This is a genomic window from Oceaniradius stylonematis (assembly GCF_965223445.1).
GTDB lineage: Bacteria > Pseudomonadota > Alphaproteobacteria > Rhizobiales > Rhizobiaceae > Roseitalea > Roseitalea stylonematis.
Genome location: NZ_OZ244994.1, coordinates 249,571 through 275,962, shown reverse-complemented (window position 1 = coordinate 275,962; position 26,392 = coordinate 249,571). Strand labels below are relative to the sequence as shown.

Here is a 26,392-nt window from a genome sequence, read left to right as displayed (position 1 = left end):
CGCTAGCGGTAGCCTGCCTTGCGCATCATCTGGATGTGCGCCACCGCGGCCATCAGCGCCAGCCGCATCGAGCGGGCGTTGCCGATCCCCACGATCTGGTCGTCGTCCTGACCGCGTGTTTCCTTGAGCGTGCAGCGCCATATCGTATTCTTCTGGGTGCTTGCGTGACCGTCGAACGACAGCGCCCAGCCGGGGAAAGCCTGTCCGGTGACGGCAAGCGCCCCGTCCACGCCTTCGGCGAGCATGGCCTGAGCGTCGGCGGCCTCGATGCCGCTCCCGTCGATGCCGGCGAGCATGGCGGCGCCTGCCTCGGCCTGATCCGTGTCGAAGCTCTCGGCCGCTTCGAAGCTTTCATGCAGTGCCTTCAGTGCTGCCTCGTCCATCGTGAACTCCCTGACTGTCAACGCCGCTTAACATAAGCGCGGCAGACTGCCTGCCCTTGACACCAATCAAGGAAAGCGGATTGGAGCCGCGCGAGGTTGCGGGCAGCCATCAACGTTTCCCAAAGGGAGTAACCCCAGTGCCCAGCTCATCGCAGAACGTCATCTTTTTCGAGGAACTGGCACGCGGGGACGTCGCCAAGGTCGGCGGCAAGAATTCCTCGCTGGGCGAGATGGTGCAGCAACTGGGCGGCAAGGGCGTGTCGGTCCCCGGCGGCTTTGCCACAACATCGGACGCCTTCCGCGCCTATCTGGCGCACAATGATCTGAACGCCTTCATCAAGGACCAGGTCGAGCGCTTCGACGACGGGCGGCTGACCCTGCAGCAGGCGGGCGAGGCGATCCGCGCGGCGATCTTCAAGGGCGAATGGCCCGACGACATACGCGCCGACATCCTGATCGCCTACAAGGAGTTGTCCGAACGGGCGGGGACGCAGAACCTGTCGGTCGCGGTGCGTTCGTCGGCGACGGCCGAGGATCTGCCCGAGGCGAGCTTTGCCGGCCAGCAGGAGACCTTCCTGAACGTCACCGGCGAAGTGGCTCTGCTCGAAACCTGCCGGCGCTGCTATGCCTCGCTCTTCACCGACCGGGCGATCACCTATCGCCGGCTGCAGGGTTTCGACCATACCCAGGTTGCGCTGTCGGTGGGCGTCCAGCAGATGGTGCGCTCGGACATTTCCGGCTCGGGCGTGATGTTCTCGATCGATACCGAATCGGGTTTCGACAAGGCGGTGCTGATCAACGCCGCCTGGGGTCTTGGCGAAAACGTCGTCCAGGGCGCCGTGAACCCCGACGAATATGAGGTCTACAAGCCGTTCCTTTCCAATCCCGACCTCAAGCCGATCATCGAAAAGGCGCGCGGCTCCAAGGACATCAAGATGATCTATGCGCGCGAGGACGGCGCGATGACGCGCAATGTGCCAACATCGAAGGCCGAGCGCGCTGCCTTCGTGCTCAATGACGAGGAGATCCTTGATCTGGCCCGCATGGCCTGCACCATCGAGGAGCATTACGGCCAGCCCATGGACATGGAGTGGGCGAAAGACGGCGAGACCGGCAAGCTCTATATCGTCCAGGCGCGGCCCGAGACCGTGCAGTCGCGCGCCAACCAGGGCACGATCAAGAGCTACACGATCGACAACAAGGGCAAGACGCTGCTCACCGGCCTGTCGGTCGGTGCCGCCGTCGTCGCCGCGCCCGTCTGCCTGATCGAGCACGCAAAAGACATCGACAAGTTCATCGACGGTGCGATCCTCGTCACCTCGATCACCGATCCGGACTGGGTGCCGATCATGAAGCGGGCCGCGGCCATCGTCACCGACCATGGCGGGCGCACCTCGCACGCGGCCATCGTCAGCCGCGAATTGGGCCTGCCGGCCATCGTCGGCACGGGCAATGCCACCCACGTCCTGCACGACCATCAGGAAGTCACGGTCTCCTGCGCCGAGGGCGACCATGGCTATGTCTATGAGGGCTTTGCCGACTATTCGTCCGAGGATATTTCGCTGACCGACGTGCCCGAGACGAAAACGAAAATCATGCTCAACATGGCGAGCCCGTCGGCGGCGTTCCGCTGGTGGCGGCTGCCGTCCGAGGGCGTGGGCCTGGCGCGCATGGAGTTCGTGATCAACAATGTCATCAAGGTCCACCCGATGGCGCTGATCCACTTCGACACGCTGAAGGACGAGGCGGCCAGGGCCGAGATCGCCGAGATCACGCGCGGCTATGAGAACAAGGCCGACTTCTTCGTCGAAGAGCTGGCGCGCGGCCTGTCGCGCATCGCCGCGGTCGCCTATCCGAACCGCGTCATCGTGCGCATGAGCGATTTCAAGACCAACGAATATGCCGAGCTTCTGGGCGGGCACGATTTCGAGCCCAAGGAGGAAAACCCGATGATCGGCTGGCGCGGCGCCTCGCGCTATTATGCCGACGGCTACCGGCCGGGTTTCGAGCTGGAATGCAAGGCGATCAAGAAACTGCGCGAGGAAATGGGCTTTGACAATGTGATCGTCATGATCCCCTTCTGCCGGACGCTGACCGAGGCCGACCGTGTGCTCGAGGTGATGGCGGGCTGCGGGCTCAAGCGCGGCGAGAACGGGCTCGAAATCTATGTGATGTGCGAGATCCCGGCCAACGTCATCCTCGCCGAGCAGTTCGCCGAGCGGTTCGACGGCTTTTCCATCGGCTCGAACGATCTGACACAGCTGACGCTCGGCGTCGACCGCGATTCGGGCGATCTGGCGGACGTGTTCGACGAGCGCGACCCGGCGGTCTTGTGGATGATCCGGTCGATCGTCGAGCGGGCGCACAAGGTGGGCGCCAAGGTCGGCTTTTGCGGCCAGGCGCCGTCCAACTCGCCGTCCTATGCGAAACTCCTGGTCGAGGCGGGCATCGACACGATCTCGGTGACGCCGGACTCCTTCCTTGAGGTGAAGGGCCACGTCCACGACGCCGAGGGGTAGGGGGCGTCTCGCTTCGCTGTTCTTGGGCAAGGACGTGGCCGAAGCCCCACCTCCCACTTGAGGGGAGGTCGGCGACTGGCGAGCGTAGCGAGACAGAGCCGGGTGGGGGTATCGGTTCGCCAGACACTCCTGATTGTTACCCCACCGCATCGGCTGCGCTCCGCTTGCCTCTGCTGCCTCCCCTCAAGGGGGAGGCGGGCGTGTGTGATTGTCACCGCGCTTCAACTTCAAAGCCGGCGTCTGTCAAAGAACGGGAACAACGGGCGGTTTGGTGAGCCGCGATCCGTAGTTTGTATAGTGCGGTCGCCAAACCGCCCGTCCGGCGGGCTTGCGGTGATCGTCATGTGGAGCGCCGGCGCGAGGCTCGCGCCCTGCCGTGGCTTTTGGATTGGTCCCGTGCGCCACAGACCCGCGACGTTGCGAAACCATCCTCTGGCCCCGTCCGATCCTGACCGCCGGCCGGGTCTGGCCGATGGCAGGCGCGGACGGACACCGCACATCTTCGTTCCGCACCGACGTGGGGATTCATCATCCAGCCATGCGACCGCTCGCACGGCCCGCCGGTCCACCGCCGCGCCCGCCGTTGGTGGTGGCCATCCGACGTTCCGATGGGCGCGGTGTGAGAAGTATGGGGGAGGGGGAAGGGTGGTTGGATAAGTTATTTGGTCGCCGCGCGTCCACGCCATCCCCGGGGCTTGGTCCGAGAGGGACGGGCCACTACCCCACGCTCCGTCATCCTCGGCCTCCGAGCCGAGGATCCATTCCAGAGGCCGTTCTGTCCGTGACGAAGCCGAAACCGGTGTCGAGACACTCGACAGACCTGCTCGGCGCCCTGTTTCGGTTCACTGCCTGCCCGCCGACGCCTCTGGAATGGATCCTCGGGTCAAGCCCGAGGATGACGGCGCTGAGTTGGACGCCTGGCGCGAAACCGCAGAATCAAGCGCCCACGGTCACCTCTCCTCCGTCATCCCTGCGGCCTTACGTAGCAAGCGCACCAAGGCAAATAATGGTGTTGTCTGGCGCCGATCTGAAATCTATCTTTCCGCTCAATCATGTAGCGGAGGGGCAGGCGCATGGAATTGCTTTTGCGTCATGGAGTCGAGTACGAGGTCGCCGATCCTGTTTCAGTTGAAGACCTGATAAAATCAATCGAAGCTCATGCTCGTCTGCTTCGGAAATCTGGTGATCTTCTCGGCGACTTACTGCCGGGGCTTCGCATCGAACCAAAGCAGGTTTCCGTTGTCAGCCTGAGTCAGCAAAGCCCGTTGAAGGAGATGTTCGCCTTTGCCGTTGTCATGTCATACCAAAAGGAGTTGGAGCAAGAAGTGCCAGAGCTGATCGAAGCCTTGACCGGAACGCCGATCTCCGACCAGCACGATACGCTGGTTACGGTGCTGGTCATGCTGATTGCGATCTACGGCATCTCAAAGGCTTTCGACGCGCTCTTTCCGGGGCGATCTCGCGACAACCTAGATCATGCTCGCGAAGGTCTCTTGAGCAAGGCGGCAGCTCTTACGGGCATCGCCGCGAAACGCATCCTGGCGGCTGTAGAAGTTCTGTTTACAGGGCGCAGCAACCGCGTTCTCGTTGGGGCCTCGCAAAAGGTGTTCGCACCGACACGCGGTCAGGCTGATGCGGCAATACGTGACAACAGCGGGGCCGTCTTGGTGTCGCCCGAAGCTGTAAAGGACGCGCAATCTGCTTCCGGAATCCCTTTTGAGCCGGAGGATGAAGAAGGACCGAAATCACAATCCGAATTTCATCGCGGCGTTCGAGTTATCCTTCATGCCATGGACAAAGATCACAAGCGTCGAGGATGGGCGGGCCACTGCCCTGATCTGTTTGATGACCGCATCCCGATGCATCTTGAGAAGGCGCTCTCGCCCGATTCCATATTCGGTAAAGACGAGATCAGGGGCGACATATTGCTCACGTCGGAAGAGGACGAAAACGGCGATATGAAGCCCAAGGAATTCCTACTAGTCCAAGCCGACCTGTAGGCTTCGCGCGTCGATCGCCTCCAAACACTGCAGCATGAATGCGGCTGAAAAGCCGCCTCGCGCGATCTTGTTGTTCAGGTTCTTCTCGGTTTCCCGGACGCCGATGTCACTCAGCTTCTCAGCCAGTTGGGCATAGGTGATACCGCGCCGCTTCAATTCCCCCTTAAGGAGGTTCTTCGCCTTCGCTTCATACGCCTGATTGACCGGGTCGTCTTTTCTGGTTGCCATGGGTCGCTCCATTTACCCTCGTTTTTGAGGGTATAAACCCTTGACAATAGCGATGCAAGTCCGCATATACGGGGTGCAACACCATCGGATATGCGGATAAATGGCACAACACTTCCTTCTCTCGGCTCAAGCCCGCACCCTCTCGCTCAAGGCGATCTACAAGGCCGGCGAGCAAGCGGCCTATGAGACGTTCTGCAAGCTGCGCTGGCAGGACACCGGCGGCAAGGCTGTGTGCCCGCGTTGCGGATGCACCGAGACGTACACGATCAGCACCCGCCGCAAGTTCAAGTGCAAAGCTTGCCATCACCAATTCAGCGTCACGTCCGGCACGATCTTTGCCAGCCGCAAGCTGGACTTCACAGACATTCTCGGCGCCATCGCCATCTTTGTGAACGCCGTGAAAGGCGTGTCGGCTCTGCAACTCGCTCGCGATCTCGACGTTCAATACAAGACCGCATGGGTGATGGCGCACAAGCTGCGCGAGGCCATGGCCAAGGACGTGCACACCGGCGAAATCCTGCAAGGCGAAGTCGAGATGGACGGCGCATACTTCGGTGGCAAAATCCGTCCGGCCAACGCCAAAAAGAACCGCAAGGACCGTCGCCTCGCCAAGCACCAGACCGGCAAGCGCCGTGTCGTCGTCGCCATGCGTGAGCGCCGTGGCCGGACCCTGCCCTTTGTCGAACTGTCGGAAGCCCGTGGCGTCGAGCTGGCAAAGCAGCACATCGACCGCATGGCCATTGTGTCAGCCGATGAAGCCAGCCATTGGGACATGCTGCACGCGGGCTGGCAGGTCGAACGCGTCAACCACAGCGAAGCCTACAGCGACCACGGCAAGCACACGAATTGGGTTGAATCGTTCTTCTCACGCCTGCGCCGGATGGTCAGCGGTCAGCATCACCATGTGTCGCCGCAATACCTCTACCAGTACGCAAACCATGCCGCATGGTGCGAGGACAACCGCCGCAACAGCAACGGTGCAAACGCGGTCAGCCTGTTGGAGAACGCGCTGGCGTCACCCGTCAGCCGGACGTGGAAGGGGTATTGGCAGCGGGCAGCAGTCTAGGCGGCTTCCAGTTTCCCGCTCAATCGAAAGAAACTGGCCAGCTTGCGAGCGGCATCTTCAGAATTGAACTTTGCCAAAACACTTGCCGGCTCGGTCGGATTCCGGTTGTCCACGCTCATCAAGTAAAGGCCGTACCCATCAATTGCGGGGTCGCTTTCGCGAGCCAGTTCCGCTTCGCTTGCAGTTATTTCCCCAATGCATAAACTTTCTCGGTTGGAGAAACTTGCAATCACTTGGAATGTCATGTGATTCACCTTTGCCTATTGGGAGACTGATTCGCCATGGTTAACAATCCGTCAATTTCGGTCAACAAATTGGCCGAATATATTCTCAGCAAGGCGGCCCGACAGCGAAAGATTCTGCAGGACAGGAAATACCCGGACCCGGACTTCAACGTCGGCATGTATCATCGCGAAGCATCGGAAGCTGTTGCCTCTTATCTGGCAAACGGGGCGATTGATGCAACCCCCATCAATCAGCGTGTCCAAGCATTGGCTCAGCTGGCACCGGATAAAATAGGCACAGCGAGGCGCGTCAACGCAAACATCGATGCACTGGAACGTTTTTCTGAGATGCTAGACGATATCGACCTACTCGGAGCTGAGCCGACGCTGGCGCCCCACGCCCCGCCCAAGCTGACCTACCACAACGTCAACATATCAGTCCGGCCCGAGATCATCCTTCGAGGTGAGGGCGCCAAGGGGAAGAAATTTGTTGGGGCAATCAAACTGCATTTCTCAAAGACGCACCCACACAGCAAAGAGTCTGCCGGCTATGTGTCCGCAGTCGTGCAGGAGTTCTGCAGTTTGCATGTCGCTGGAGAAGCTGAGACCGTACATCCCGGCTACTGTCAGGTGATTGATGTCGCGTCGGGCAATGTCTTTCCGGGGGTTAAGGCCACGGCACAAAGATTGAAAGACATTGCAGCAGAATGCCAAAACATCGCTGGCCTTTGGCCAACCATCTAAACCGACCACACCACATTCCCCTTGCCGTCCGCAGCCTTGCGGGCGGCAGAGTTACCGAAGCCGCCAGCGCTTGGCTTGGCCGGTGTAGTCGCAAACCTCGACCGTGCCGGCTGCCTGCCACCGGTTTAGAACCTTCCGAGCGTAATTGCGTATCCGGCGCTTATCCGCGTCCGGGAAGTGGCATTGGAGGTGTTCGGCTATTTCGGGTGTTGTCACGCCGTCCGGATTGGCTGACAGCAACTCACGAATGGATTTGTGACGCGCCAGCGCCTCGGCCTTCGTCACCCTGTCCTTCGGCGCCCGCTTGATCGGCTGGATGCCTTTGAAATCGGTGAAACCAAACAGGCGCAACGTGGCGTCCACATGGGCGATATGCTCGCTGAGGGTTTGCGCTCGTCTAAGCGCCTCAGCCTTTTCGCCAGCCAATTCAGCGCGCTTGGTGATCAAGCCCGAGATCGTCAGTCGATAGCCATCCGTCCGGGTGATCGGGTACTTGCGAGTCATGCGCCAATTGTAGTGGAATCAGCGCTCTGGCCGTAGTCTGGCGTTGGTGCGCTTGCTACATAAGGCCGCATCCCTGTGCTTGTCACAGGGATCCATTCCTGAGACCGTTGTGGGTATGCGACGAGGGCTACGTTTGCACCATGGCGCCGAATTCATTCGGCCTCACGATGTGGCAGCGTCGCACAAGCCCATAGCTCAAAAGGACCGCCATCCGGCTGCTGGGCAAGAGTTGGCGCCGCAGCAACGGCTCATTGCGTCCAATTGAATGTCCCGACCTGCTCTCCGTTCATGTTGAAGAACGTGCCAGCCCCTCCTGACCTGAACAGGTAGATGATGCCGAACTCCTGATATGAAACCTGCAGACCGCTTCCTGTTTTCTGCATTGCCCGATCTGCTGGCGACAATCTAGAATCCCGCAGACACAAACCGCTGTCGGAAGAGCAGGAAACCACACGCGGACTGTAGGGTCCGCCATTCGCATCGTGCCAATCCGAGGTGATTGTGATGCGGGATCCCTCGGATATCTCCTGCGCAAGTGCATTTGATCCAATGCCGACCAAAGAGACAGTCAATACAGCCGCAGCCAAGTTCTTCAAATTTTGCGCCTCCGCTCATCGGTCCAAAAACTGTTCAAACGTAGCAGTGCTCCCAGTCATGTAAACGACGCTCCTTGCCGGAGAGGTTCTTTCTTAGAGTGTTCTCTGAGTCAGCAGTATCTTGACCGCAGCTCCCAAATGGGTCGCAGTCGTCGGAAAGCCATCGATCTAGGCGGTCCAGCCATTGTCACAATCTTGACAATCCCACACATCTCCGCCCATTCCACCGCCAGTTTTACACGAATTTTACAACGCAGATGCAGCATTTTCGTGCGTTGGCGCTTCGGTTTCGCTAATTCTGTGCGCGAAAGCCGCGTCGCAGCCATGCTGCAGTGCCGTTGAAGGCCGGATGGCCACAGTCTGTGACACGGTTTGACAGAACAGTCATAGGCCCCGCCGGTGCGGGGTGCGAGCCAAGGAGCCGATCATGAGCTACCAGAGTGAAATCCAGACCGCGTCCGACCTGATCTCCGCGCAAGGGGCGCCGTGGGACGGCATCAATGCCGAATATGTGGCGCGGATGCGGCTGCAGAACCGGTTCAAGACCGGCCTCGACATCGCCAAATACACCGCGAAGATCATGCGCGAGGACATGGCCGCCTATGATGCGGACCCGGCCAACTACACCCAGTCGCTGGGCTGCTGGCACGGCTTTATCGGCCAGCAAAAGATGATCTCCATCAAGAAGCATTTCGGCTCGACCAAGCGCCGCTATCTCTATTTGTCGGGCTGGATGGTCGCCGCGCTGCGCTCCGATTTCGGCCCGCTGCCCGACCAGTCCATGCACGAGAAGACCTCCGTGCCGGCGCTGATCGAGGAGCTCTACACCTTCCTGCGCCAGGCCGATGCGCGCGAACTGGGGGGCCTCTTCCGCGAATATGACAAGGCGCGCGATGCCGGCGACGAGGTCACCGCCGCCGCCATCCAGAAGAAGATCGATGGTTACGAGACCCACATCGTGCCGATCATCGCCGACATCGATGCCGGCTTCGGCAATGAGGAGGCGACGTATCTTCTGGCCAAGAAGATGATCGAGGCGGGCGCCTGCGCGCTGCAGATCGAAAACCAGGTGTCGGACGAAAAGCAGTGCGGCCACCAGGACGGCAAGGTCACGGTGCCGCATGCCGATTTCCTCGCCAAGGTGCGCGCCTGCCGCTACGCCTTCCTGGAGCTGGGCGTCGATGACGGCATCATCGTCACCCGCACGGATTCGCTGGGCGCGGGCCTGACCAAGCAGATCGCGGTTTCCAACGAGCCGGGCGACATTGGCGACCAGTACAATTCGTTCCTGGATTGCGAAGAGGTGTCGGAAGACGAGATCGGCAATGGCGACGTACTGATCCGCCAGAACGGCAAGCTGGTCCGCCCCAAGCGCCTGCCGAGCGGGCTGTTCCAGTTCCGCGAAGGCACGGGCGAGGCGCGCTGCGTGCTCGACTCGGTCACCTCGCTGCAGAACGGCGCCGACCTTTTGTGGATCGAGACCGAAAAGCCGCATATCGGCCAGATCGGCGGCATGGTGTCGGCGATCCGCGAGACCATCCCGAACGCCAAGCTGGTCTACAACAATTCGCCGTCCTTCAACTGGACGCTGAACTTCCGCCAGCAGGTCTATGATGGCTGGGTCGAGGCCGGCAAGGACGTTTCCAGCTATGACCGCGACCGGCTGATGAGCGTCGAGTATGACGGCTCGGACCTGGCGGCCGAGGCCGACGAGCGCATCCGCACCTTCCAGGCGGACGCGGCGCGCGAGGCGGGTATCTTCCACCATCTGATCACGCTGCCGACCTACCACACGGCGGCCTTGTCGACGGACAATCTCGCCCGCGAATATTTCGGCGAGCAGGGCATGCTGGGCTACGTCAAGAACGTCCAGCGCGAGGAAATCCGCCAGGGCATCGCCTGCGTCAAGCACCAGAACATGGCCGGCTCGGACATGGGCGACGACCACAAGGAGTATTTCTCCGGCGACGCGGCGCTTAAAGCCGCCGGCGAAGACAATACGATGAACCAGTTCGCCATGCCGGCGGAGTGAACTGCACCTCGGCTCACCTCCCCCTTGAGGGGGTGAGCCTGCGAACGGCCACTGGCGAGTGCAAACGAGACAGAGCCCGGTGGGGGGTAATGGAGTGGCCGATGCGCCTCTTCGTTACCCCCACCCGCTCGACCATCGCAGGCTCGGTCTTGCGTGCCTCTCCCCTCAAGAGGGAGGCGATGCGCTGACGGTCACCCCTCCAGCCTCTGCCCGAGCCGCCCCGCCAGATCGGTGATGAACTGCCAGGCGACGCGGCCTGAGCGCGCGCCGCGCGTCGTCGCCCATTCCAGCGCATCGCGGCGCAGTTCGTCCGGTTCCGCCTTGAGCCCGTAATGGGCGGCATAGCCCTCGATCATCTCAAGATATTCGTCCTGCGAACATTTGTGAAAGCCGAGCCACAGGCCGAACCGGTCCGACAGCGAAACCTTCTCCTCGACCGCCTCGGACGGGTTGATCGCCGTCGAGCGCTCGTTCTCGATCATGTCGCGCGGCAGAAGGTGGCGCCGGTTGGAGGTCGCATAAAAGATCACATTGTCCGGCCTGCCTTCGACGCCGCCGTCAAGCGCCGCCTTCAGCGACTTGTAGGACGTGTCGTCCTGGTCGAACGACAGGTCGTCGCAAAAGACGATGAAGGCGAAAGGCGCATCCTTCAGTGTGGCGAGCAGGCGGGGCAGGGTGTCGATGTCCTCGCGGTGGATCTCGATCAGCTTGAGCGGCGTCGTGGCGCCGCTCGCATTGATCGCGGCGTGGGACGCCTTGACGAGCGAGGACTTGCCCATGCCGCGCGCGCCCCAGAGCAGCACGTTGTTGGCGGGAAGGCCCCTGGCGAACCGTTCGGTGTTGTCGATCAGAATGTCGCGCACCCGATCGACGCCCTTTATGAGGCCGATCTCGATCCGGTTGACACGGGCGACCGGCGCGAGCGCCCCGCGCTCCCAGACGAAACAGTCCGATGTTTCGAAGCCCGGCGCCGGGGGCGGGGGCGGGGCGAGCCGTTCGAGCGCCTCGGCCAGCCGGTCGAGCTTGCCTTCCAGCGCCAACAGCCGGTCTTCAGCCGATTGCGTCATCGCGGTCCCTCTCACCAAAAAGGCAATCGGGCGGGCTGGTGCCGATTGTCCCCGGTTTCGGTTGCATCGGGGCTTTGCCTGACTATATTCGCCGCAAATTTCAAGGTCCCAAACGGGGCCATCCGTTCTGGGGAGTTTCTTGCATGTTTGTCACACCGGCTTTCGCCCAGGCGGGCGGCGCGGCCGCCGGCCCGAGCCTGATCATGAGCCTTTTGCCGTTCATCCTGATTTTCGTGATCATGTACTTCCTGATCATCCGGCCGCAGCGCCAGCAGGTCAAAAAGCGCGAGGAAATGCTCGGGGCCATCCGCCGCAACGACACGATCGTCACCGGCGGCGGCGTCGTCGGCAAGGTGACCAAGGTGCATGAGGACGAGGGCGAACTGGAAGTCGAGATCGCCCAGGGCACCAAGGTTCGCGTGATGCGTTCGATGGTGGCCGATGTGCGGGTGAAGGGCGAGCCGGTGGCCGCCAACGACGCCAAGAAAGCCTGACGGCTTTCGCGCCGCCATCGGGGATGGCGCCCCATTTTCGCCAGGCCGGCCCGGCAGGCCGTGCTTGGCTGACGCTCTGTTTCGGGACATGATCTGACATGCTCTACTTCGCGCCCTGGAAGACGGTTCTGATCTGGCTGACCGTGGCGGTCGGCGTCGCGTTCGCGCTGCCCAACCTTTATCCGCAATCGGTGCGCGACAGCCTGCCGGACGTCGTGCCCAGCGACTCGCTGGCGCTCGGGCTCGACCTTCAGGGCGGCGTGCACCTGCAACTCAGGCTCGACCGCGACGATCTGGTCGAACAAAGGCTCGAAGCGACGCGCGACGAGGTTCGCCGCCTGCTGCGGGCCGAGGGCATCGGCTATACCGGCCTTTCGGGGCAGGGCCAGACGGTCGGCTTTACGCTGCGCGACCCCAGCGATGCCGATGCAATGCGCGAGGCGCTTGCCGATCTGACGACACCGGTCACCACCGGACTTCTGACCGGCGGCACGGTGCGCGAGATCGTCCTTTCCGGGCCCGATGCCAACGGAAGGTACGAACTGGAGATCACCGACCAGGGGCTCGACTACCGGATGGCCGGTGCGCTGACCCAGACGGTGGAGGTCATTCGCGGCCGCATCGACGAACTGGGCACGACCGAACCGGTGATCCAGCGCCAGGGCGCCGACCGCATCATCGTGCAGGTGCCGGGCCTTGACGATCCCGAGCGCCTGAAAGAGCTGATCGGTACGACGGCGCGACTGGCCTTCCGCATGGTCGATGTGACGACGCCGGTCGAGGACGCGCTCGGCAGCCGGCCGCCGGTCGGCACGGAGATCCTTTATTCGACCGACGATCCGCCGATCCCCTACGTGATCGAGACGCGCGAGATCGTCACCGGCGAGAACCTTGAGGATGCGCAGGCGGGCTTTGACCAGCGCACCAACGAGCCGATCGTCACTTTCCGTTTCGACGGCACGGGCGCGCAGCGCTTCGGCCGGGCGACGCAGGAAAATGTCGGCCGCCCGTTCGCCATCGTGCTCGACGATCAGGTGATTTCCGCGCCGGTGATCCGCGAGCCGATCCTGGGCGGCACGGGCCAGATTTCCGGCAATTTCACCGTCGATGGCGCCAACGATCTGGCGATTCTCCTGCGCGCCGGCGCGCTGCCGCTGAAACCGACCTTCGTCGAGGAACGCACGGTCGGCCCGTCGCTCGGCGCCGATTCCATTGCAGCCGGCGAGATCGCGGGCATCATCGGCGCGTTCCTCGTCGTCGGCTTCATGTTCGTCGCCTACGGCTTTCTGGGCGTCATCGCCAATCTGGCGCTGATCATCAACATCACTTTGGTGATCGCCGCGCTCTCGGCGCTCGGCGCGACGCTGACGCTGCCGGGCATTGCCGGCATCGTGCTGACGGTCGGCATGGCGGTCGACTCCAACGTTCTGATCTTCGAGCGCATCCGCGAGGAGCGGCTTGGCGGGCGAAGCCTCATCCAGGCGATCGACGCCGGCTTCCAGCGCGCCTTCACCACCATCGTCGATGCCAACGTGACGACGCTGATCGCTGCGATCATCCTTTTCTATCTCGGCTCCGGCCCGATCCGCGGCTTTGCCGTCACGCTCGCCATCGGCATCATCACCACGGTCTTCACCGCCTTCGTCCTGACGCGCTGGATGATGGCGTTCTGGCTGAAGCGCCGCAAACCCAAGGAACTGCCGCTCGGCCTTGGCAAGCATCTGCGCCCCGACACCAAGATCAAGTTCATGTGGCTGCGGCGCTATTCGTTCACGGTCTCCTCGCTGATCGTCGTCGCCTCGATGGCGCTGTTTGCCACGGTGAACATGAATTTGGGCATCGACTTCAAGGGCGGCTCGCTGATCGAGGTGCAGGCGATCGAGGGCGAGGCCGACATTGGCGGCATCCGCAACGGGCTTTCGGATCTCAATCTTGGCGATGTGCAGGTGCAGGGTTTTGGCGCGCCGACCGATGCGCTGATCCGCATCGAGAGCCAGGGCGGCGGCGACAATGCCGAACAGAGCGCCATCGCCAAGGTGCGCGCCGTGCTTGAGGAAGACTACAATATCCGCCGCGTGGAAGTGGTCGGACCGACCGTTTCGGGCGAACTGGCGACCGCCGGCACCATCGCGGTGCTTGCGGCGCTTGGCGCGATCCTGATCTACATCTGGCTCAGGTTCGAGTGGCAGTTCGCGCTCGGCGCGATCATCGCGACGACGCACGATGTGCTGCTCACCATCGGCATGTTCGTTGTGACCGGGCTCGAATTCAACCTGTCGAGTATCGCCGCGATCCTGACCATCGTCGGCTATTCGCTGAACGACACCGTCGTCGTCTACGACCGCGTGCGCGAGAATTTGCGGCGCTACAAGAAGATGCCGGTGCCCGAGTTGCTCGACATGTCGATGAACCAGACGCTGCCGCGCACCATCCTCACGTCGGTGACGACGCTTCTTGCGCTGCTTGCGCTGTTCTTCTTCGGCGGCGAGGTGCTGCAATCGTTTGTCGCCGCGATGATCTTCGGCGTGGTGATCGGCACCTATTCGTCGATCTTCATCGCAGCGCCCATCCTGATCATGTTCCGCCTGCGGCCGGGCGCGCTGTCGCAGGAGAGCGACGACGCGCAGAAGGAAAAGGCGGCCACCGCCAACACCGCGCCGGTCGATATCGAAAGCTGAGGGCGGGGCGGTGGCAAAGACCATCCGCGCCGGCATCGAGATCCGCGATGCGCATTTTCCCGGTCGTGCGCCGATCGACGCCTATGGCAGCGGCGGCTTCCGCTTTGCCGAGATGAGCCATCGCGGCTCGATTCTCGCCCTGCCGTCGGGCATCCATGGCTGGGACGCCAAGCGCTTCGAGGAGATCGACCTGACGAGCCTTGAGAAAGTCATCGCCGACGCCGCCGACATCGAAGTGCTGCTGGTCGGCTGCGGGCCGGACCTGCGCGTTCTGCCCAAGCGCCTGCGCGACACGCTGCGCGAAGAGCATGGCATCGTCACCGAAGCGATGGCGACCGGTGCCGCCGTGCGCACCTTCAACGTGCTGCTCGCCGAGGAACGGGCCGTCGCCGCGGCGCTGATCGCGGTGGATGAGGCGCGGTAGGGGGTGTCACTCTTCCCCTCAATTGTTTTGATATGTCAGAGCGGAGATGGGGGAAACGCCGAAGAACTCTTCATTCTCCTTTTAGACTGGTCAATCGTCTTGGGCAATTGAGTGATGACGAAGTGAGCTTACGTCTGACAAGAGCGGTCGAGATCGCCAGTGCCGCGAGAGCGATCTTGATGAAGTCAAGGCGTTTTCCCGATGAGAGTTTCCTGCCTTCGGCCGAAAAGGGTGGATGGGTGCATGTCGGTATCGAACCGATGCTTCTGGCCCTTTCGATGGAGTTGGCGCTCAAAGCGTGGTATGTTTTTGATTATAATGTCGAAAGCTACCAGAAAACACACGATCTGGCGAAGCTCTTCGACGATCTGAAGTCAGCCAGCCGTGAAAGGCTTGACGCTGAATTCCAAAAGACGGTGAGACCACATCACCCCGAGTTCGTGTTCATCGACCAAGGGGTGCGCCAATTTCTTTATGGCCACAAGGATGCGTTCAAGGACTGGCGTTACCTCCATGAGAATGAGAAAGTGCTGGGATTTGACCAAAGTGCCTTTGAAGCAACACTGGAGATGGTGTTGCGGGAGTTCAGGAAGCGATATCGCGAAGTCGCGGTGCGTTCGGTTTTTTCAAGCATTTGACGTTGCTCCGCCCTTGTTGTGCGGCGCTCTGCTCCAAAATTTCCAGATATGACCGTTCAAACTCGATATGGCCGACGCCCGTATCTGTCCCAAGGGTAAGCCCAAGTCACCGGTGCCATGTCGACCCTGATGGACGTCACCACCGGCGATCGCCTGAACCATCTGCACGAGTCCGACCGCAAGTGGCACCTGCCGGCGCCATTCCCACCCGCATAAGCGTATGCCGGCCTTGCGGTTGGCCCGCGCGCGGTCCCCCGGAGCAGATGAATCCCGGTGCATCCGCCTCAGCCCGCGGCGTCGCGGCCCCAATCCTTGCTGGTCCTGCCGGCCCCGGACTGGCGGAGTTCCTGCTCTGTGAGCGCGTCAAGGACGGTGTTCTTGTCCGCCAGCAGGTAGACGCGGACGCCGTGCAGCGCCACCGCCAACCCCCAGCCAAACAGCGGCCAGATGAACCAGAACGCCTGTGGCGATGTCACCATGTTGATGACGACCAGAAGCGCCATGACGGCCGCATAGACACCGGTGTGCTTGAAGAAGCCGTACTTGGCTTCGGCACGCCGCCTTGCTTGTTGGTATTCTTCCGTTTGGGTCATGGATCACACTCCCGACGCTGAGAACAACCGACGCATGAGAGCTTATCAGACGGCGCAAATTCCATCTTGACGGAAATCAATCGCGCCCGGGCGGCCACCCACGATGATTGATCGGCGTTAAGGCGGGCGTTTCGCCCCTGGCTAGATTGGCGGTCCTGCTCGCGATCGCCAATGGGGCGTCACAATCACGCCGGTGCTGCTTCGTGGGAGGATCGGCAACAGGGCGGAGATTTCCGATGGACGAAGCCACGCCAACGGCGGAACGCGAATTCGACATCGTCTTGTGGGGCGCGACCGGGGCCACCGGCCGCCGCGCCGCCCACCATCTGGCCAGACGCTGCGCCGAAGGCGGCGTCTCGCTCGCCATTGGCGGTCGAAACCGGGACAAGCTGGAAGCTGTGCGCGGCGATCTGCCCGATGCGGGCGGCCCGATCGCGATCCTGGTGGGCGACAGCCATGACGCCGCGTTTATGGATGACATGACCGCCCGGACCAGGGTCGTCGTGTCGACGGTCGGACCGTTTGCGCTTTACGGCAGCGAACTTGTCGCGGCCTGCGCGGCGAACGGCACCCATTATTGCGACCTGACCGGGGAGCCGCAATGGATGCGCGCCATGATCGATGCGCATCAGGACACGGCGCGCCGGACCGGCGCCCGGATCGTCCATGCCTGCGGGCACGATTCGATCCCGTCCGATCTTGGCGTGCAGTTCCTGCAGGAGGCGGCGGTGGCCCGCCATGGCAAGCCGTGCAGACGCATCGCCAACCGCATCACGCGGATGAAGGGCGGGTTCAGCGGCGGCACGGCTGCCAGCTTCGTCAATGCGATGAAGGTGCGCGAGACCGACCCGGACTTCGACCGGCTGTCGCAGGACCCCTATGCGCTCTGCCCGGAAGGCGAGCGCGACGGTCCCGACGGCCCCGACCGTATGATGCCGCTCGAGGTGAGCTGGGATGCGGACCTTCAGGCCTGGACCAAGCCGTTCTTCATGGGCCCGATGAATTCCAAGGTCGTGCGGCGCACCAATGCGATCATGGATTATCCCTATGGCCGCGACTTCACCTATCAGGAGACGGCCCTGACCCGCGGCGGGATCGGCGGCTGGTGGGCGGCGATGAGCTATACGCTGTTCGGCCGGGCGCTCCTGATCGCCATGGCGATCCCGGCGACGCGCCGCCTGCTGCAACGCCGCGCACTGCCGAAATCCGGCGAGGGGCCCAGCAGGGAAGTCCGTGAAACCGGCTCCTATGAAATGGTCATGGTGGGCGAGATGCCCGATGGCACCATTTTGAAGGCACGCATCACGGCGCAGGGCGATCCGGGCGTGCGGTCGACGACGCTGATGCTGACCGAAGCCGCCCTGTGCCTGGCCGAGGATGCGGACAGGATCGCGGTCGGCGGCGGCTTCTGGACCCCGGCGGCGGCGATGGGCCCGCTTCTGCGCGACCGGATCACCGAACATGCGGGGCTGAGCTTCGAGATGATGGGCGACAAGCCGGGGTGATGGGGCGCCCAACGGTCTATGGCGTCAAGCTCTTATGCCAGCGGCGATCTCCCGCATGTGCCGGAAGTCGGACCCGCAGCAGCCACCAGCTATCGAGAGCGCTGGGTGTGCGTGTAAGAGCCGTGCGACCTCGGCGCCCAATTCCACCGGATCGCCGTCATCCAGTTCGGTTGCTTCATCCAGTTCCGCATGGCTGCACCGCGAGGCGTTGACGACAATGCCCCTCAACCGAGCATGACCCGTCAGCACATGGCTGAAATGATCGGGATGCGCGCAGTTCACCATGAAATACTCTGCGGCCTGATCGGTGAGCGCGTCGACCTGGTCAATTGCGTCTTCCAGGCCAGTGCCATTGTCGAGGCACCCATCGGTCTCCACAACGAACGAGACGGCGATTGGCACCCCGCAATCCTTGGCCGCCAGCACGGCGCCAGCCGCCTCCTCGACGTGATTGAACGTGTAGGCGTTGACCAGATCGACACCCGCATCGGCGACCGAGCCGACTTGAACGGCATGATAGGCGCGCGCGTCCGCCACGGTCATGGGCTTGGTTTTGGCATAGGCATCGCGGGCGGGCCCGATACACAGCGCCACCAATACGTCATCGCGCGCCGCTTCCGTCCGCAGGTCGCACATCAATTCCACGGCCTTCCGGTTCAATGCCGTCAAGCGGTCGGAATCGTAGCCCAGCGGTGCCGCGCGGTCGCGGTTCGCCATCCAGGTCGGTGTGTCGATGATGCATCCCAGTTCGAAATCGGCCGCCACCTTCGTCAGATCGCGCATCTGGTCGACGATGATCGGCTGCACTGTTGCGTCTTCAACCAGCGGGAATGACGCGAACCCGGGCAGTTCGACACCCCTGTTGAAGATCAAATCCGTTCCGGTTGCTGCGAAGACGAGAAAGCGCTGATCTGTCTGGTGAGGGAGAAGCCGCTTCATTTGTCCCATCCCGTCTACCGCGCCACGACCAGAGCACTCTAAGGGCGGCAGCCGGTGAGCACAAATCATCGCGTGCGCACGCTGCCTCGCCAACTCCACTGGCCAACGAACCCAGCCAGTGCCATATCCGCTCCCATGAGCGAGCCATCCGACGACCGTCTGAACCAGTTGCGCGAGGCGGATCGCGAGCGGTACCTGTCGGTGCTGTTTGCGCCCGAGGACAGGCGCGCGGCGCTGGCGACTTTGTTCCTGTTCAATGCGGAGACGGCGCGGTTGCGCGATCTGGTCTCCGAACCGATGCCGGGCGAAATCCGGCTGCAATGGTGGCGCGAGGTGATCGGCGGCGAGCGCGCCGAGGAAGCGCGGCAGAACCCGCTGGCCGCAGCGCTGCTCGATGCGATCGTCGCCCACGATCTGCCGGCGTCCGCGTTCGACAATCTGCTCGAAGCGCGGATTTTCGATCTTTATGACGATCCCATGCCGACGCGCACCGACCTTGAGGGCTATCTGGGTGAGACGGCCTCCATGCTGATTCAGATGGCCTGTCAGATCGTCAATGGCGGGCAGACCCCGCCGACGGCGGACGCGGCCGGCCATGCGGGCGTTGCCTACGGGATCGCCACGCTGATCCGGCAGATGCCGCAGCACCGGGCGCGCGGACAGGTGTTCCTGCCCGCCGATCTGCTGGCCGCGGCGGGCACCGATGCCGGCCACTGGCTGGCCGAGGACGACGATGCGGCCTTTGCCACCGCGATCACCGCCTTTGTCGCGCTCGGCCGCGAGCATCTGGCCAAGGCGCGCGAAGCGCTTGCGGACGTGCCCAAGGGCCTGCGCGCGCCGTTCGCCGTGCTGGGCGTTGCCGATGCGGTGTTCACCAAGGCGGCAAAGGCGGGTGGAGCGGCCCGCGCCGAGCCCGTGCGCCTTTCGCCCGTCACCGTGCAATGGCGGATGACGCGGCAGGCGCTCGGCTTCTGAGCGCCAAACTCCCTTTGACGTTTACGTCAAAACCGCTAGTCTGACCCGGTTCTTGGGGAGGAGCGCCATGAGCCTGCCGCTTCTGGTCGCCATCGTCGGCTTCGGCATCGGTCTGATCGTGCTGCTCGTGCATCTGAGCGGCGGGTCGCAGCGGGTGCCGCTGGGCAGCGCCGGCCGGGTGGCCGAACGGTTCCGGATCGACTTTCCCGATGCGGACGTCGCGCGCTGTTTTGAATCGGCGGACGGCTATGAGGCGCTGCTGCTGTTGGCCGACGGCAGTCTGGGGCTGGTGCACACGGTCGGCTCCAAATCGCTGACGCGGCACTACAAAAGGGAAGAATTCGGCACCATGATCAGCATGAAGGACGAGGCATCGCTGGCGTTCGACGCCCATGAGATGACGCTGCCGCGCATCGTCATCGCGTTCGCCTCGCGCGAAGAACGCGACACGGCCGTTGCGGCGCTCGGCCTTGATGCGATTTCCCTGTCGGAGGCCGCGTGATGGATCTCGATGCGCTGATCCCCAACTATCCCGATGTCACGCAGGTGGCGATCCCGTTTTTCATCATCGCCATCATCGTCGAGCTCTATCTGATCAAGCGCTTCCGCGACGAGCGCAAGGCCGGGTTCGAAACGCGCGACACGCTGACTTCGCTTCTGATGGGCACCGGCAATGTCGTCGCCGGGCTGCTGCTCGGCTTCATCGCGTTTGGCGTTTTGATGTGGGCCTGGCAGTTCGCGGTCTACGATTTCGGCTTTTCCTGGTGGGCGGTGCTTCTGTGTTTCATCCTCGATGATCTGCGCTACTACTGGTATCACCGCATCGCGCACCGCTCGCGCTGGGTTTGGGCCGAGCACGTCAACCATCATTCCTCGCAGCACTACAACCTGACCACCGCGCTGCGCCAAAGCTGGACCGGCACCTTCACCGGCATGTTCATCCTGCGCATTCCGCTGGTGCTGATCGGCTTCCATCCGGTGATGATCGCCTTTGTGGGCGGGCTGAACCTCGTCTACCAGTTCTGGATCCACACCGAGGCGATCGGCAAGATGTGGAAGCCGATCGAGGCGGTGTTCAACACGCCCTCGCACCATCGCGTGCACCATGCGACGAACCCGCGCTATCTCGACGCGAACTATGCCGGCACGCTGATCATCTGGGACCGCATGTTCGGCACCTTCGTGCCCGAACTGGACGAGGACATGCCGCGCTACGGGCTTGTGCGGAACATCGGCACGTTCAACCCGATCAAGGTGGCGTTTCACGAATGGTGGGCGATGTTCGCCGATGCGGCGCGGCCCGGCCTGACCTTGAAGGAGCGGTTCTTCTATCTGGTCATGCCGCCCGGCTGGAGCCATGACGGAAGCCGCGACGACACGACCAAGATCAAGGCGGACTATGTGCGCCGCCATCCCGATCAGGCAGGCATGCCGGGCCTGCCGCCGGCTCCGGGCGACGCGCCGGCGGACACCGCGTCCGGCTTGCGCAGCCCGGCCGAGTAAGGCCGATCCGATGGACGAGACGCATGCCTTTGCCGCCGATATCTTCGCGGCCCAACCGTTCACGCAGTTGATCGGCGCCGAACTGGTCGCCGCCGGCAAGGGCCGTGCGGAGATCGCCGTCGAAATGCGCGACGCGTTGCGCCAGCAGCACGGTTTTGCCCATGGCGGGCTGATCTCATATCTGGCCGACAATGCGATCACCTTTGCCGGCGGGCTGGGGCTCGGGACCGACGCGCTGACGTCGGAATTCAAGATCAACTATGTGCGGCCCGCCAGGGGCACGCGCCTGATCGCCCGCGCCACCGCGCGCGGGGTCGGCCGGCGCCAAGCCGTGTGCAGTTGCGAAATCTTCTCCATCGACGACAGGGGCGAGCGCCTGTGCGCGCTGGCGCAGGGCACGGTGGTCGCGGTGGCGGGTTGAATTGCGGACAAGTCCGATTGCGGAGATGCAAATGACTTCGTCACGTTAACCGTGTTGCACCATAGGTTTGTGGTTAATCTTTCGTTACTTTGCCTGTTCATGTAGATTGCGGCCTGTTTCCGGTACGGGTAAACCTGATGGCGCAATCGACTGTTCTTGCTCAACCGCTGATGCTGCCATGTGGCGCGGTGCTGAAAAACCGCATCGCCAAGGCGGCCATGACGGAGGGGCTGGCCGACGGGACGAACCGCGCCAACGAACGCTTCACCACCCTGTACAGCCGCTGGGGCGAGGGCGGCGCGGCGCTTCTGATCACCGGCAATGTTCTGATCGACCGCTGGCATCTAGAGCGCGGCGGTAATCTGGCCATCGACGGCGAACAGGGCAATGAGGCGCTGGCGGCACTGGCCGACATGGCCTCGGCGGCCAAGGCGCACGGCGCGCACATCTGGATGCAGCTCAACCATGCGGGCCGCCAGACCCAGAAGATGATCAATCCCAGGCCGAACGCGCCGTCCGATGTCGGCCTGAAAATGGGCAATGGCCGTTTCGGCACGCCGACGCCGCTGTCCGCCGAGCAGATCGAGACGATCATTGCCGGCTTTGCGCATGCGGCGAAAACGGCCGAGCAATGCGGCTTCGATGGCGTTCAGGTCCATGCGGCACACGGCTATCTGATGAGCCAGTTCCTGTCGCCCCTGTCGAACCGGCGCGACGATGAGTGGGGCGGCAGCCTGGAAAACCGCGCGCGCATCCTGCTGACGATCGTTGAACGCATCCGCGAGACGGTGGCGCCGGGTTTTGCCGTTGCGGTCAAGCTCAACTCCGCCGATTTTCAGCGCGGCGGCTTCTCCGAGGACGACAGCGTGACCGTTGCCGGCTGGCTGGCCGATGCGGGCGTCGACATGATCGAGGTGTCGGGCGGCAATTACGAACAGCCGCGCATGATCGACTTCAACCGCAAGGATCCGCTCGCCGCCCAGAAGCGGGAAAGCACGCGCCGGCGCGAGGCATATTTTCTCGAATTCGTGCCCAAGCTGCGCGCCGCCGTGTCGATCCCGGTGATGGTGACGGGCGGTTTCCGGTCAAGGGACGCCATGGAGGCGGCGATCGGCGACGATGGCGTCGACATGATCGGTCTCGGCCGTCCGCTGGTGCTCGACCCGGACGGCGCCGCCCATCTTCTCGAAGGGATGGCCGAGCGGCTGGAGAGCCGCGACGACGACCTTGTGATCGGCGGCGGGCTCCTGGGGCCGCGCTCGCCGATCAGCTTCCTGCGCGACCTCAATGCCTGGGCCGCGCTCGGCTGGTACTATGAGCACATCTATGCGCTTGCCGACGGCAAGCAGCCGGACAGGTCGCTGAGCGCGTTCCGCGCGCTTCTGGCTTACGACCGCACCGAGGGCGCGGCTGCCAGGCGGCTGGTGCGAAACTGACCGGATCGTTCAGTCTTCGTCAGAGAAGGCGGCGTCGACGTCGCGACCGCGGTAGAACACATTGGTGATGGCAAAGCGGTCGTCCTCGACGCGATAGGCGATCAGGGCGGAGCGCTCGAAAGGCACGGTTCGCAGGCCCGGCGCCAGATCGTCGCGTGCCGTGCCGCTATGGGGAGCGTTGCCAATCGCCTGGCACCGATCGACGATCCGCGACACGAAGCCGAGCGCGGTCTCCAAAGACGCCGTTTCACGGGCGATCCATTGGTAGATCGTGGCAACGTCGTCGTCGGCCTGCTCGGAAAAGATAACCTCAAGCGGCGTCATCATGCGCTTCGTTCAACGCAGCCTCATGGCGCTCCTTGATACGGCGGCGCACATCCTTGATCGGCACCCTCGGTCTCGGGTCCTCGATGGAGGCCTTCACGCGGGCGCGCAGCAGGTCGAGTTCCTGCTGCTGTTTCTCCCACAGGCGCAGCGCCTCGCGGATCACCTCGCTGGTCGAACCGTAATGGCCGGCCTCCACTTCGGCGCGGATACGCTGGGCCATGGGCGCGGTGATGGTGATGGAGAGTTTCTCGGCAGGCTTGGTCATCGAACGGCTCCCGACAAAGTAGGATCATATCCTACCACATGCCGGACTATCGTCCAACGGCGCGAACAGGCTGGCTCAGTTCGGCAGTTCGCCCGTATATTCGCCGCGCGCCGGATAGTTTTTCTCGATCGCGAAATCGAGAGCGGCGACCAGTTCGCGGAAATGCGGACGCACGAACGGCATGGTCTGCACCGAGCCGTAATAGAGCGTCTGCTCGGGCGTAACCATGAACAGGCCGGGCTCGGCGAACAGCACCGGCTCCTCGATGCCGATCGAGGTCTTGCCGCGCGAGGTGGAGATGTAGAGGCCCCATTCGCGCGCCTTGGACAGCGGCAGGTCGTGGCCGAACCGTAGGTTCTGATTTTCGATCTTGTCGGCCATGGCGCGCGTGCGCTCCTCGCCATCGCTGCTCAGCGCCAGAACGCCAACGCCGCGCTCGGCAAACTCGGGGGCCTGCCTGTCGAATTCCTTGAGGTAGGTGGCGCAGATCGGGCAGTGCAGGCCCCGATAAAAGCAGATCACCGTGCCGCGTTCGCTTGGTTCGGCGGCAAGGTCGAACGAGCCGTGATTGAGCGTCGGCACCGTCAGATCGGGCACCTTCTGGCGTGGAATGAGCATGGATGTCCCCTTGTCTGAAAGTCGGTCGCGCGCAGCAAGCATGGCGATGTCACCACGCGCAAGTCACGGATGGGTGAAAGGTGTTCAGCCGTCCGGATCGGGGATGGTCAGTTCGTCGACCGGCTCGTTGTTCTGGGTGATCACGGATGGCGCCGCGCCGCCAAACTCGTGGACCACCCGCCAGGGGAAGCGGGTCTTCGCATCGATCCAGTACTGGCTCTTGACCGGTATGCCCGAGCCGGCAAGCGCATAGTCCAGCGCAAAGCGGTGCACGGCCTTGCCGTCGAGATCGATGTCGTAGTCGCAAACGATGTTGGTGGCCTCGTCGGCCTGCGTCTGGCGGCCGGCGGCCTGCGCGTCGAGCTGTTCCCGGGTCTGCTCCGACACGAGGGACCAGCTCTCGCCGCCATCGGCGCTCGAATAGAAGCGTCCGCCGATCCACAGGCTGACCGGCGTCTCATTGGCATCGAGCGCCATGCCGCGCCCGTCCGGCGTCGACAGGGCGAAGCTCTCGATCGTCGCGCCGCTCATCTCGGTGGTCACATTCTGGCGCATCGGCACCGGATGGGCGACGTCGAGCATGGCGGCGCGCGCGTCGGCTTCGCAGTCGGCGAGCGCGGCCTGAGAGGACAACAGGAGGGTCGCCGCGGCAGCGGGCAGGGCGGTTCGTGTCATTCGGCGGCCTCCACATGCATGTTGTCCGTACAGAGCCAGGCTTTTGCATCGGTGATCGCGCGGCCGGTCATGGCGCGCTTCTTGGCCATCGCCTTGTCCTTGCCGCGGAACCGGCCCTGATGGCCGTCCGGCTTGCGGATTGCGCCCGGCTCGAGCGGCGGGAAAAGGCCGAAATTGATGTTCATCGGCTGGAACGAGCGCTTGCCCGGCTCGTCGTCGGCAACCAGATGGCCGCCCGTGATGTGGCCGAGCAGCGACCCGAACGCGGTCGTTGGCGGCGGCAGGTCCGGCTGTCCGCCCAGCCGTTCGGCGGCGGCGAAGCGGCCCGCGAGAAGGCCGATGGCCGCCGATTCCACATAGCCTTCGCAGCCGGTGATCTGGCCGGCAAAGCGCAGGCCCGCGCGGCTCCTCAGCGACAGGTCTGCGTTCAACAGTGTCGGCGAATTGAGGTATGTGTTGCGGTGAATGCCGCCCAGCCGCGCGAACTCAGCCCTCTCAAGGCCCGGGATCGTGCGGAAGATGTCGGCCTGGGCGCCATAGCGCAGCTTGGTCTGGAAACCCACCATGTTGTAGAGCGTGCCCAGCGCATTGTCCTGGCGCAGCTGGACGACCGCATAGGGCTTTTCGTCCGGCCTGTGCGCGTTGGTGAGCCCCATCGGCTTCATCGGGCCGTGCCGCAGCGTCTCGCGGCCGCGTTCGGCCATCACCTCGATCGGCAGGCAGCCGTCGAAATAGGGCGTGCCTTCCCACTGTTTGAATTCGGTCTTGTCACCGGCGAGCAACGCGTCGATGAACGCATTGTACTGCGCCTCGTCCATCGGGCAGTTGATATAGTCCTTGCCCGTTCCGCCGGGTCCGACCTTGTCGTAACGCGACTGGAACCAGGCGACGTTCATGTCGATCGTGTCGGTGTGGACGATCGGCGCGATGGCGTCGAAGAAGGCCAGCGCATCCTGGCCGGTCTCGGCGGCGATCGCTTCGGCGAGCGACGGCGCGGTCAGCGGCCCGGTGGCGATGATAGCCTGATCCCAATCGCCCGGCGGCAGGCCGGTGATTTCCTCACGGACGATGGTGATCAGCGGATGGGCTTCGATCTTGTCGGTGACCGCCTGCGAAAAGCCGTCGCGGTCGACCGCCAATGCCGAGCCGGCCGGCACCTGATGGGCATCTCCGCAGGCCATGATCAGCGAGCCGGCGAGCCGCATTTCGGCATGCAAAAGGCCGACGGCGTTCAGTTCGGCATCGTCGGAGCGGAAGGAATTCGAGCAGACAAGTTCGGCCAGATGGTCGGTCTTGTGCGCGTCGGTGCCGCGCAGGCCGCGCATTTCGTGCAGGATGACCGGCACGCCGGCTTGGGCCGCCTGCCAGGCCGCTTCCGAGCCGGCAAGGCCGCCGCCGACAATATGGACGGGATCGGTGGTCATGATGACGGGTTAGCGCATCGGCGCTCCGCCATCAATGTGGCGGCCGCCGCGGCGCTATAGCTGCCACAACGAAAAACCCGCCGAGCGCTGCTCGGCGGGTTTCCGGGAGGTCAA

General features: G+C 63.2%; 27 protein-coding genes. 15 read left to right on the top strand and 12 right to left on the bottom strand.

What is annotated here, in order from left to right:
• Positions 1-2: 2 nt before the first annotated feature.
• A complete protein-coding gene (locus ACOQOU_RS01425) occupies positions 3-383 on the bottom strand; it encodes a hypothetical protein (protein ID WP_109769168.1) in 381 nt (126 codons plus the stop codon).
• A gap of 137 nt (positions 384-520) precedes the next feature.
• On the opposite strand from ACOQOU_RS01425, the gene ppsA reads away from it, so the two are divergent.
• Positions 521-2,902, top strand: a complete 2,382-nt coding sequence (gene ppsA / locus ACOQOU_RS01420; RefSeq protein ID WP_109769167.1) for a phosphoenolpyruvate synthase — start codon at positions 521-523, stop codon at positions 2,900-2,902.
• 1,073 nt (positions 2,903-3,975) lie between these two features.
• The gene (locus ACOQOU_RS01415) at positions 3,976-4,902 is read left to right on the top strand and encodes a hypothetical protein (protein ID WP_306025657.1); all 927 of its coding nucleotides are present in this window, start codon (positions 3,976-3,978) and stop codon (positions 4,900-4,902) included.
• Here ACOQOU_RS01415 and ACOQOU_RS01410 read toward each other — a convergent pair.
• A complete protein-coding gene (locus ACOQOU_RS01410) occupies positions 4,882-5,130 on the bottom strand; it encodes a DUF6471 domain-containing protein (protein WP_306025656.1) in 249 nt (82 codons plus the stop codon). The genes ACOQOU_RS01415 and ACOQOU_RS01410 overlap by 21 nt on opposite strands.
• 100 nt (positions 5,131-5,230) lie before the next feature.
• Between ACOQOU_RS01410 and ACOQOU_RS01405 the strand changes: the two genes are divergently transcribed.
• Positions 5,231-6,196, top strand: a complete 966-nt coding sequence (locus ACOQOU_RS01405; protein WP_306025655.1) for an IS1595 family transposase — start codon at positions 5,231-5,233, stop codon at positions 6,194-6,196.
• Here the strand turns inward: ACOQOU_RS01405 and ACOQOU_RS01400 are convergent.
• Positions 6,193-6,441: a hypothetical protein gene (locus ACOQOU_RS01400; RefSeq protein ID WP_306025654.1), complete on the bottom strand. Its 249-nt coding sequence runs from the start codon at positions 6,439-6,441 to the stop codon at positions 6,193-6,195. The two genes, ACOQOU_RS01405 and ACOQOU_RS01400, sit on opposite strands and share 4 nt — an antisense overlap.
• Before the next feature lie 36 nt (positions 6,442-6,477).
• On the opposite strand from ACOQOU_RS01400, the gene ACOQOU_RS01395 reads away from it, so the two are divergent.
• A complete protein-coding gene (locus ACOQOU_RS01395; protein ID WP_306025653.1) occupies positions 6,478-7,164 on the top strand; it encodes a hypothetical protein in 687 nt (228 codons plus the stop codon).
• A gap of 51 nt (positions 7,165-7,215) precedes the next feature.
• Here ACOQOU_RS01395 and ACOQOU_RS01390 read toward each other — a convergent pair whose 3' ends face one another.
• Positions 7,216-7,668 carry a hypothetical protein gene (locus ACOQOU_RS01390; RefSeq protein ID WP_306025652.1) on the bottom strand — a complete coding sequence of 151 codons (453 nt, stop codon included), beginning with the start codon at positions 7,666-7,668 and terminating at the stop codon, positions 7,216-7,218.
• A 1,023-nt stretch (positions 7,669-8,691) separates the two neighbouring features.
• Between ACOQOU_RS01390 and ACOQOU_RS01385 the strand changes: the two genes are divergently transcribed.
• Complete coding sequence (locus tag ACOQOU_RS01385; RefSeq protein ID WP_306025651.1) at positions 8,692-10,296, top strand: isocitrate lyase; 1,605 nt, start codon at positions 8,692-8,694, stop codon at positions 10,294-10,296.
• 191 nt (positions 10,297-10,487) lie between these two features.
• On the opposite strand, the gene ACOQOU_RS01380 is transcribed toward ACOQOU_RS01385, so the two are convergent.
• Positions 10,488-11,363: an ATP-binding protein gene (locus ACOQOU_RS01380; RefSeq protein ID WP_306025650.1), complete on the bottom strand. Its 876-nt coding sequence runs from the start codon at positions 11,361-11,363 to the stop codon at positions 10,488-10,490.
• A 143-nt stretch (positions 11,364-11,506) separates the two neighbouring features.
• Between ACOQOU_RS01380 and yajC the strand changes: the two genes are divergently transcribed.
• The 4 genes from yajC to ACOQOU_RS01360 all read left to right on the top strand — a co-directional run bounded on the left by yajC (position 11,507) and on the right by ACOQOU_RS01360 (position 15,597).
• A complete protein-coding gene (yajC, locus tag ACOQOU_RS01375; protein WP_109767055.1) occupies positions 11,507-11,857 on the top strand; it encodes a preprotein translocase subunit YajC in 351 nt (116 codons plus the stop codon).
• A 98-nt stretch (positions 11,858-11,955) separates the two neighbouring features.
• Positions 11,956-14,535 carry a protein translocase subunit SecDF gene (secDF, locus tag ACOQOU_RS01370; protein ID WP_109767056.1) on the top strand — a complete coding sequence of 860 codons (2,580 nt, stop codon included), beginning with the start codon at positions 11,956-11,958 and terminating at the stop codon, positions 14,533-14,535.
• A 22-nt stretch (positions 14,536-14,557) separates the two neighbouring features.
• Positions 14,558-14,959, top strand: a complete 402-nt coding sequence (locus ACOQOU_RS01365) for an Mth938-like domain-containing protein (RefSeq protein ID WP_109767189.1) — start codon at positions 14,558-14,560, stop codon at positions 14,957-14,959.
• Between the two features lie 107 nt (positions 14,960-15,066).
• Positions 15,067-15,597 (top strand): hypothetical protein, encoded by a 531-nt coding sequence (locus ACOQOU_RS01360; RefSeq protein WP_306025649.1) that lies wholly within the window; start codon positions 15,067-15,069, stop codon positions 15,595-15,597.
• A 284-nt stretch (positions 15,598-15,881) separates the two neighbouring features.
• On the opposite strand, the gene ACOQOU_RS01355 is transcribed toward ACOQOU_RS01360, so the two are convergent.
• On the bottom strand, positions 15,882-16,190 hold the full coding sequence (locus tag ACOQOU_RS01355) for a 2TM domain-containing protein (protein WP_306025648.1): 309 nt from the start codon (positions 16,188-16,190) through the stop codon (positions 15,882-15,884).
• A 236-nt stretch (positions 16,191-16,426) separates the two neighbouring features.
• Here ACOQOU_RS01355 and ACOQOU_RS01350 point away from each other — a divergent pair, with 236 nt between their 5' ends.
• Positions 16,427-17,695: a saccharopine dehydrogenase family protein gene (locus ACOQOU_RS01350; RefSeq protein WP_306025647.1), complete on the top strand. Its 1,269-nt coding sequence runs from the start codon at positions 16,427-16,429 to the stop codon at positions 17,693-17,695.
• A gap of 24 nt (positions 17,696-17,719) precedes the next feature.
• Here the strand turns inward: ACOQOU_RS01350 and ACOQOU_RS01345 are convergent, their stop codons facing one another.
• Positions 17,720-18,727, bottom strand: coding sequence for a homocysteine S-methyltransferase family protein (locus ACOQOU_RS01345; RefSeq protein WP_306025646.1), 1,008 nt, complete (start codon positions 18,725-18,727; stop codon positions 17,720-17,722).
• Between the two features lie 42 nt (positions 18,728-18,769).
• Here ACOQOU_RS01345 and ACOQOU_RS01340 point away from each other — a divergent pair, with 42 nt between their 5' ends.
• The 5 genes from ACOQOU_RS01340 to ACOQOU_RS01320 all read left to right on the top strand — a co-directional run bounded on the left by ACOQOU_RS01340 (position 18,770) and on the right by ACOQOU_RS01320 (position 22,969).
• Positions 18,770-19,609, top strand: coding sequence for a phytoene/squalene synthase family protein (locus tag ACOQOU_RS01340; RefSeq protein ID WP_306025645.1), 840 nt, complete (start codon positions 18,770-18,772; stop codon positions 19,607-19,609).
• 67 nt (positions 19,610-19,676) lie between these two features.
• A complete protein-coding gene (locus ACOQOU_RS01335; protein WP_109767060.1) occupies positions 19,677-20,111 on the top strand; it encodes a hypothetical protein in 435 nt (144 codons plus the stop codon).
• Positions 20,111-21,112, top strand: a complete 1,002-nt coding sequence (locus ACOQOU_RS01330) for a sterol desaturase family protein (protein ID WP_109767061.1) — start codon at positions 20,111-20,113, stop codon at positions 21,110-21,112. The genes ACOQOU_RS01335 and ACOQOU_RS01330 overlap by 1 nt, the downstream gene beginning before the upstream one ends.
• A 10-nt stretch (positions 21,113-21,122) precedes the next feature.
• Positions 21,123-21,533, top strand: a complete 411-nt coding sequence (locus ACOQOU_RS01325) for a PaaI family thioesterase (protein WP_306025644.1) — start codon at positions 21,123-21,125, stop codon at positions 21,531-21,533.
• Between the two features lie 137 nt (positions 21,534-21,670).
• The gene (locus ACOQOU_RS01320; protein ID WP_306025643.1) at positions 21,671-22,969 is read left to right on the top strand and encodes an NADH:flavin oxidoreductase/NADH oxidase family protein; all 1,299 of its coding nucleotides are present in this window, start codon (positions 21,671-21,673) and stop codon (positions 22,967-22,969) included.
• Between the two features lie 9 nt (positions 22,970-22,978).
• Here the strand turns inward: ACOQOU_RS01320 and ACOQOU_RS01315 are convergent, their stop codons facing one another.
• The 5 genes from ACOQOU_RS01315 to trmFO form a co-directional block, all read right to left on the bottom strand.
• On the bottom strand, positions 22,979-23,296 hold the full coding sequence (locus ACOQOU_RS01315) for a type II toxin-antitoxin system RelE/ParE family toxin (RefSeq protein WP_420578766.1): 318 nt from the start codon (positions 23,294-23,296) through the stop codon (positions 22,979-22,981).
• The gene (locus ACOQOU_RS01310; protein WP_109767064.1) at positions 23,280-23,561 is read right to left on the bottom strand and encodes a type II toxin-antitoxin system ParD family antitoxin; all 282 of its coding nucleotides are present in this window, start codon (positions 23,559-23,561) and stop codon (positions 23,280-23,282) included. The genes ACOQOU_RS01315 and ACOQOU_RS01310 overlap by 17 nt, the downstream gene beginning before the upstream one ends.
• 75 nt (positions 23,562-23,636) lie before the next feature.
• Entirely contained in the window at positions 23,637-24,179 is a 543-nt protein-coding gene (locus ACOQOU_RS01305) for a peroxiredoxin-like family protein (RefSeq protein WP_306025641.1), read from the bottom strand.
• An 84-nt stretch (positions 24,180-24,263) separates the two neighbouring features.
• Positions 24,264-24,854 (bottom strand): hypothetical protein, encoded by a 591-nt coding sequence (locus ACOQOU_RS01300; RefSeq protein ID WP_109767065.1) that lies wholly within the window; start codon positions 24,852-24,854, stop codon positions 24,264-24,266.
• Positions 24,851-26,278: a methylenetetrahydrofolate--tRNA-(uracil(54)-C(5))-methyltransferase (FADH(2)-oxidizing) TrmFO gene (gene trmFO, locus ACOQOU_RS01295; RefSeq protein WP_306025640.1), complete on the bottom strand. Its 1,428-nt coding sequence runs from the start codon at positions 26,276-26,278 to the stop codon at positions 24,851-24,853. Before trmFO ends, ACOQOU_RS01300 begins: the two co-directional genes overlap by 4 nt.
• Between the last annotated feature and the right edge of the window lie 114 nt (positions 26,279-26,392).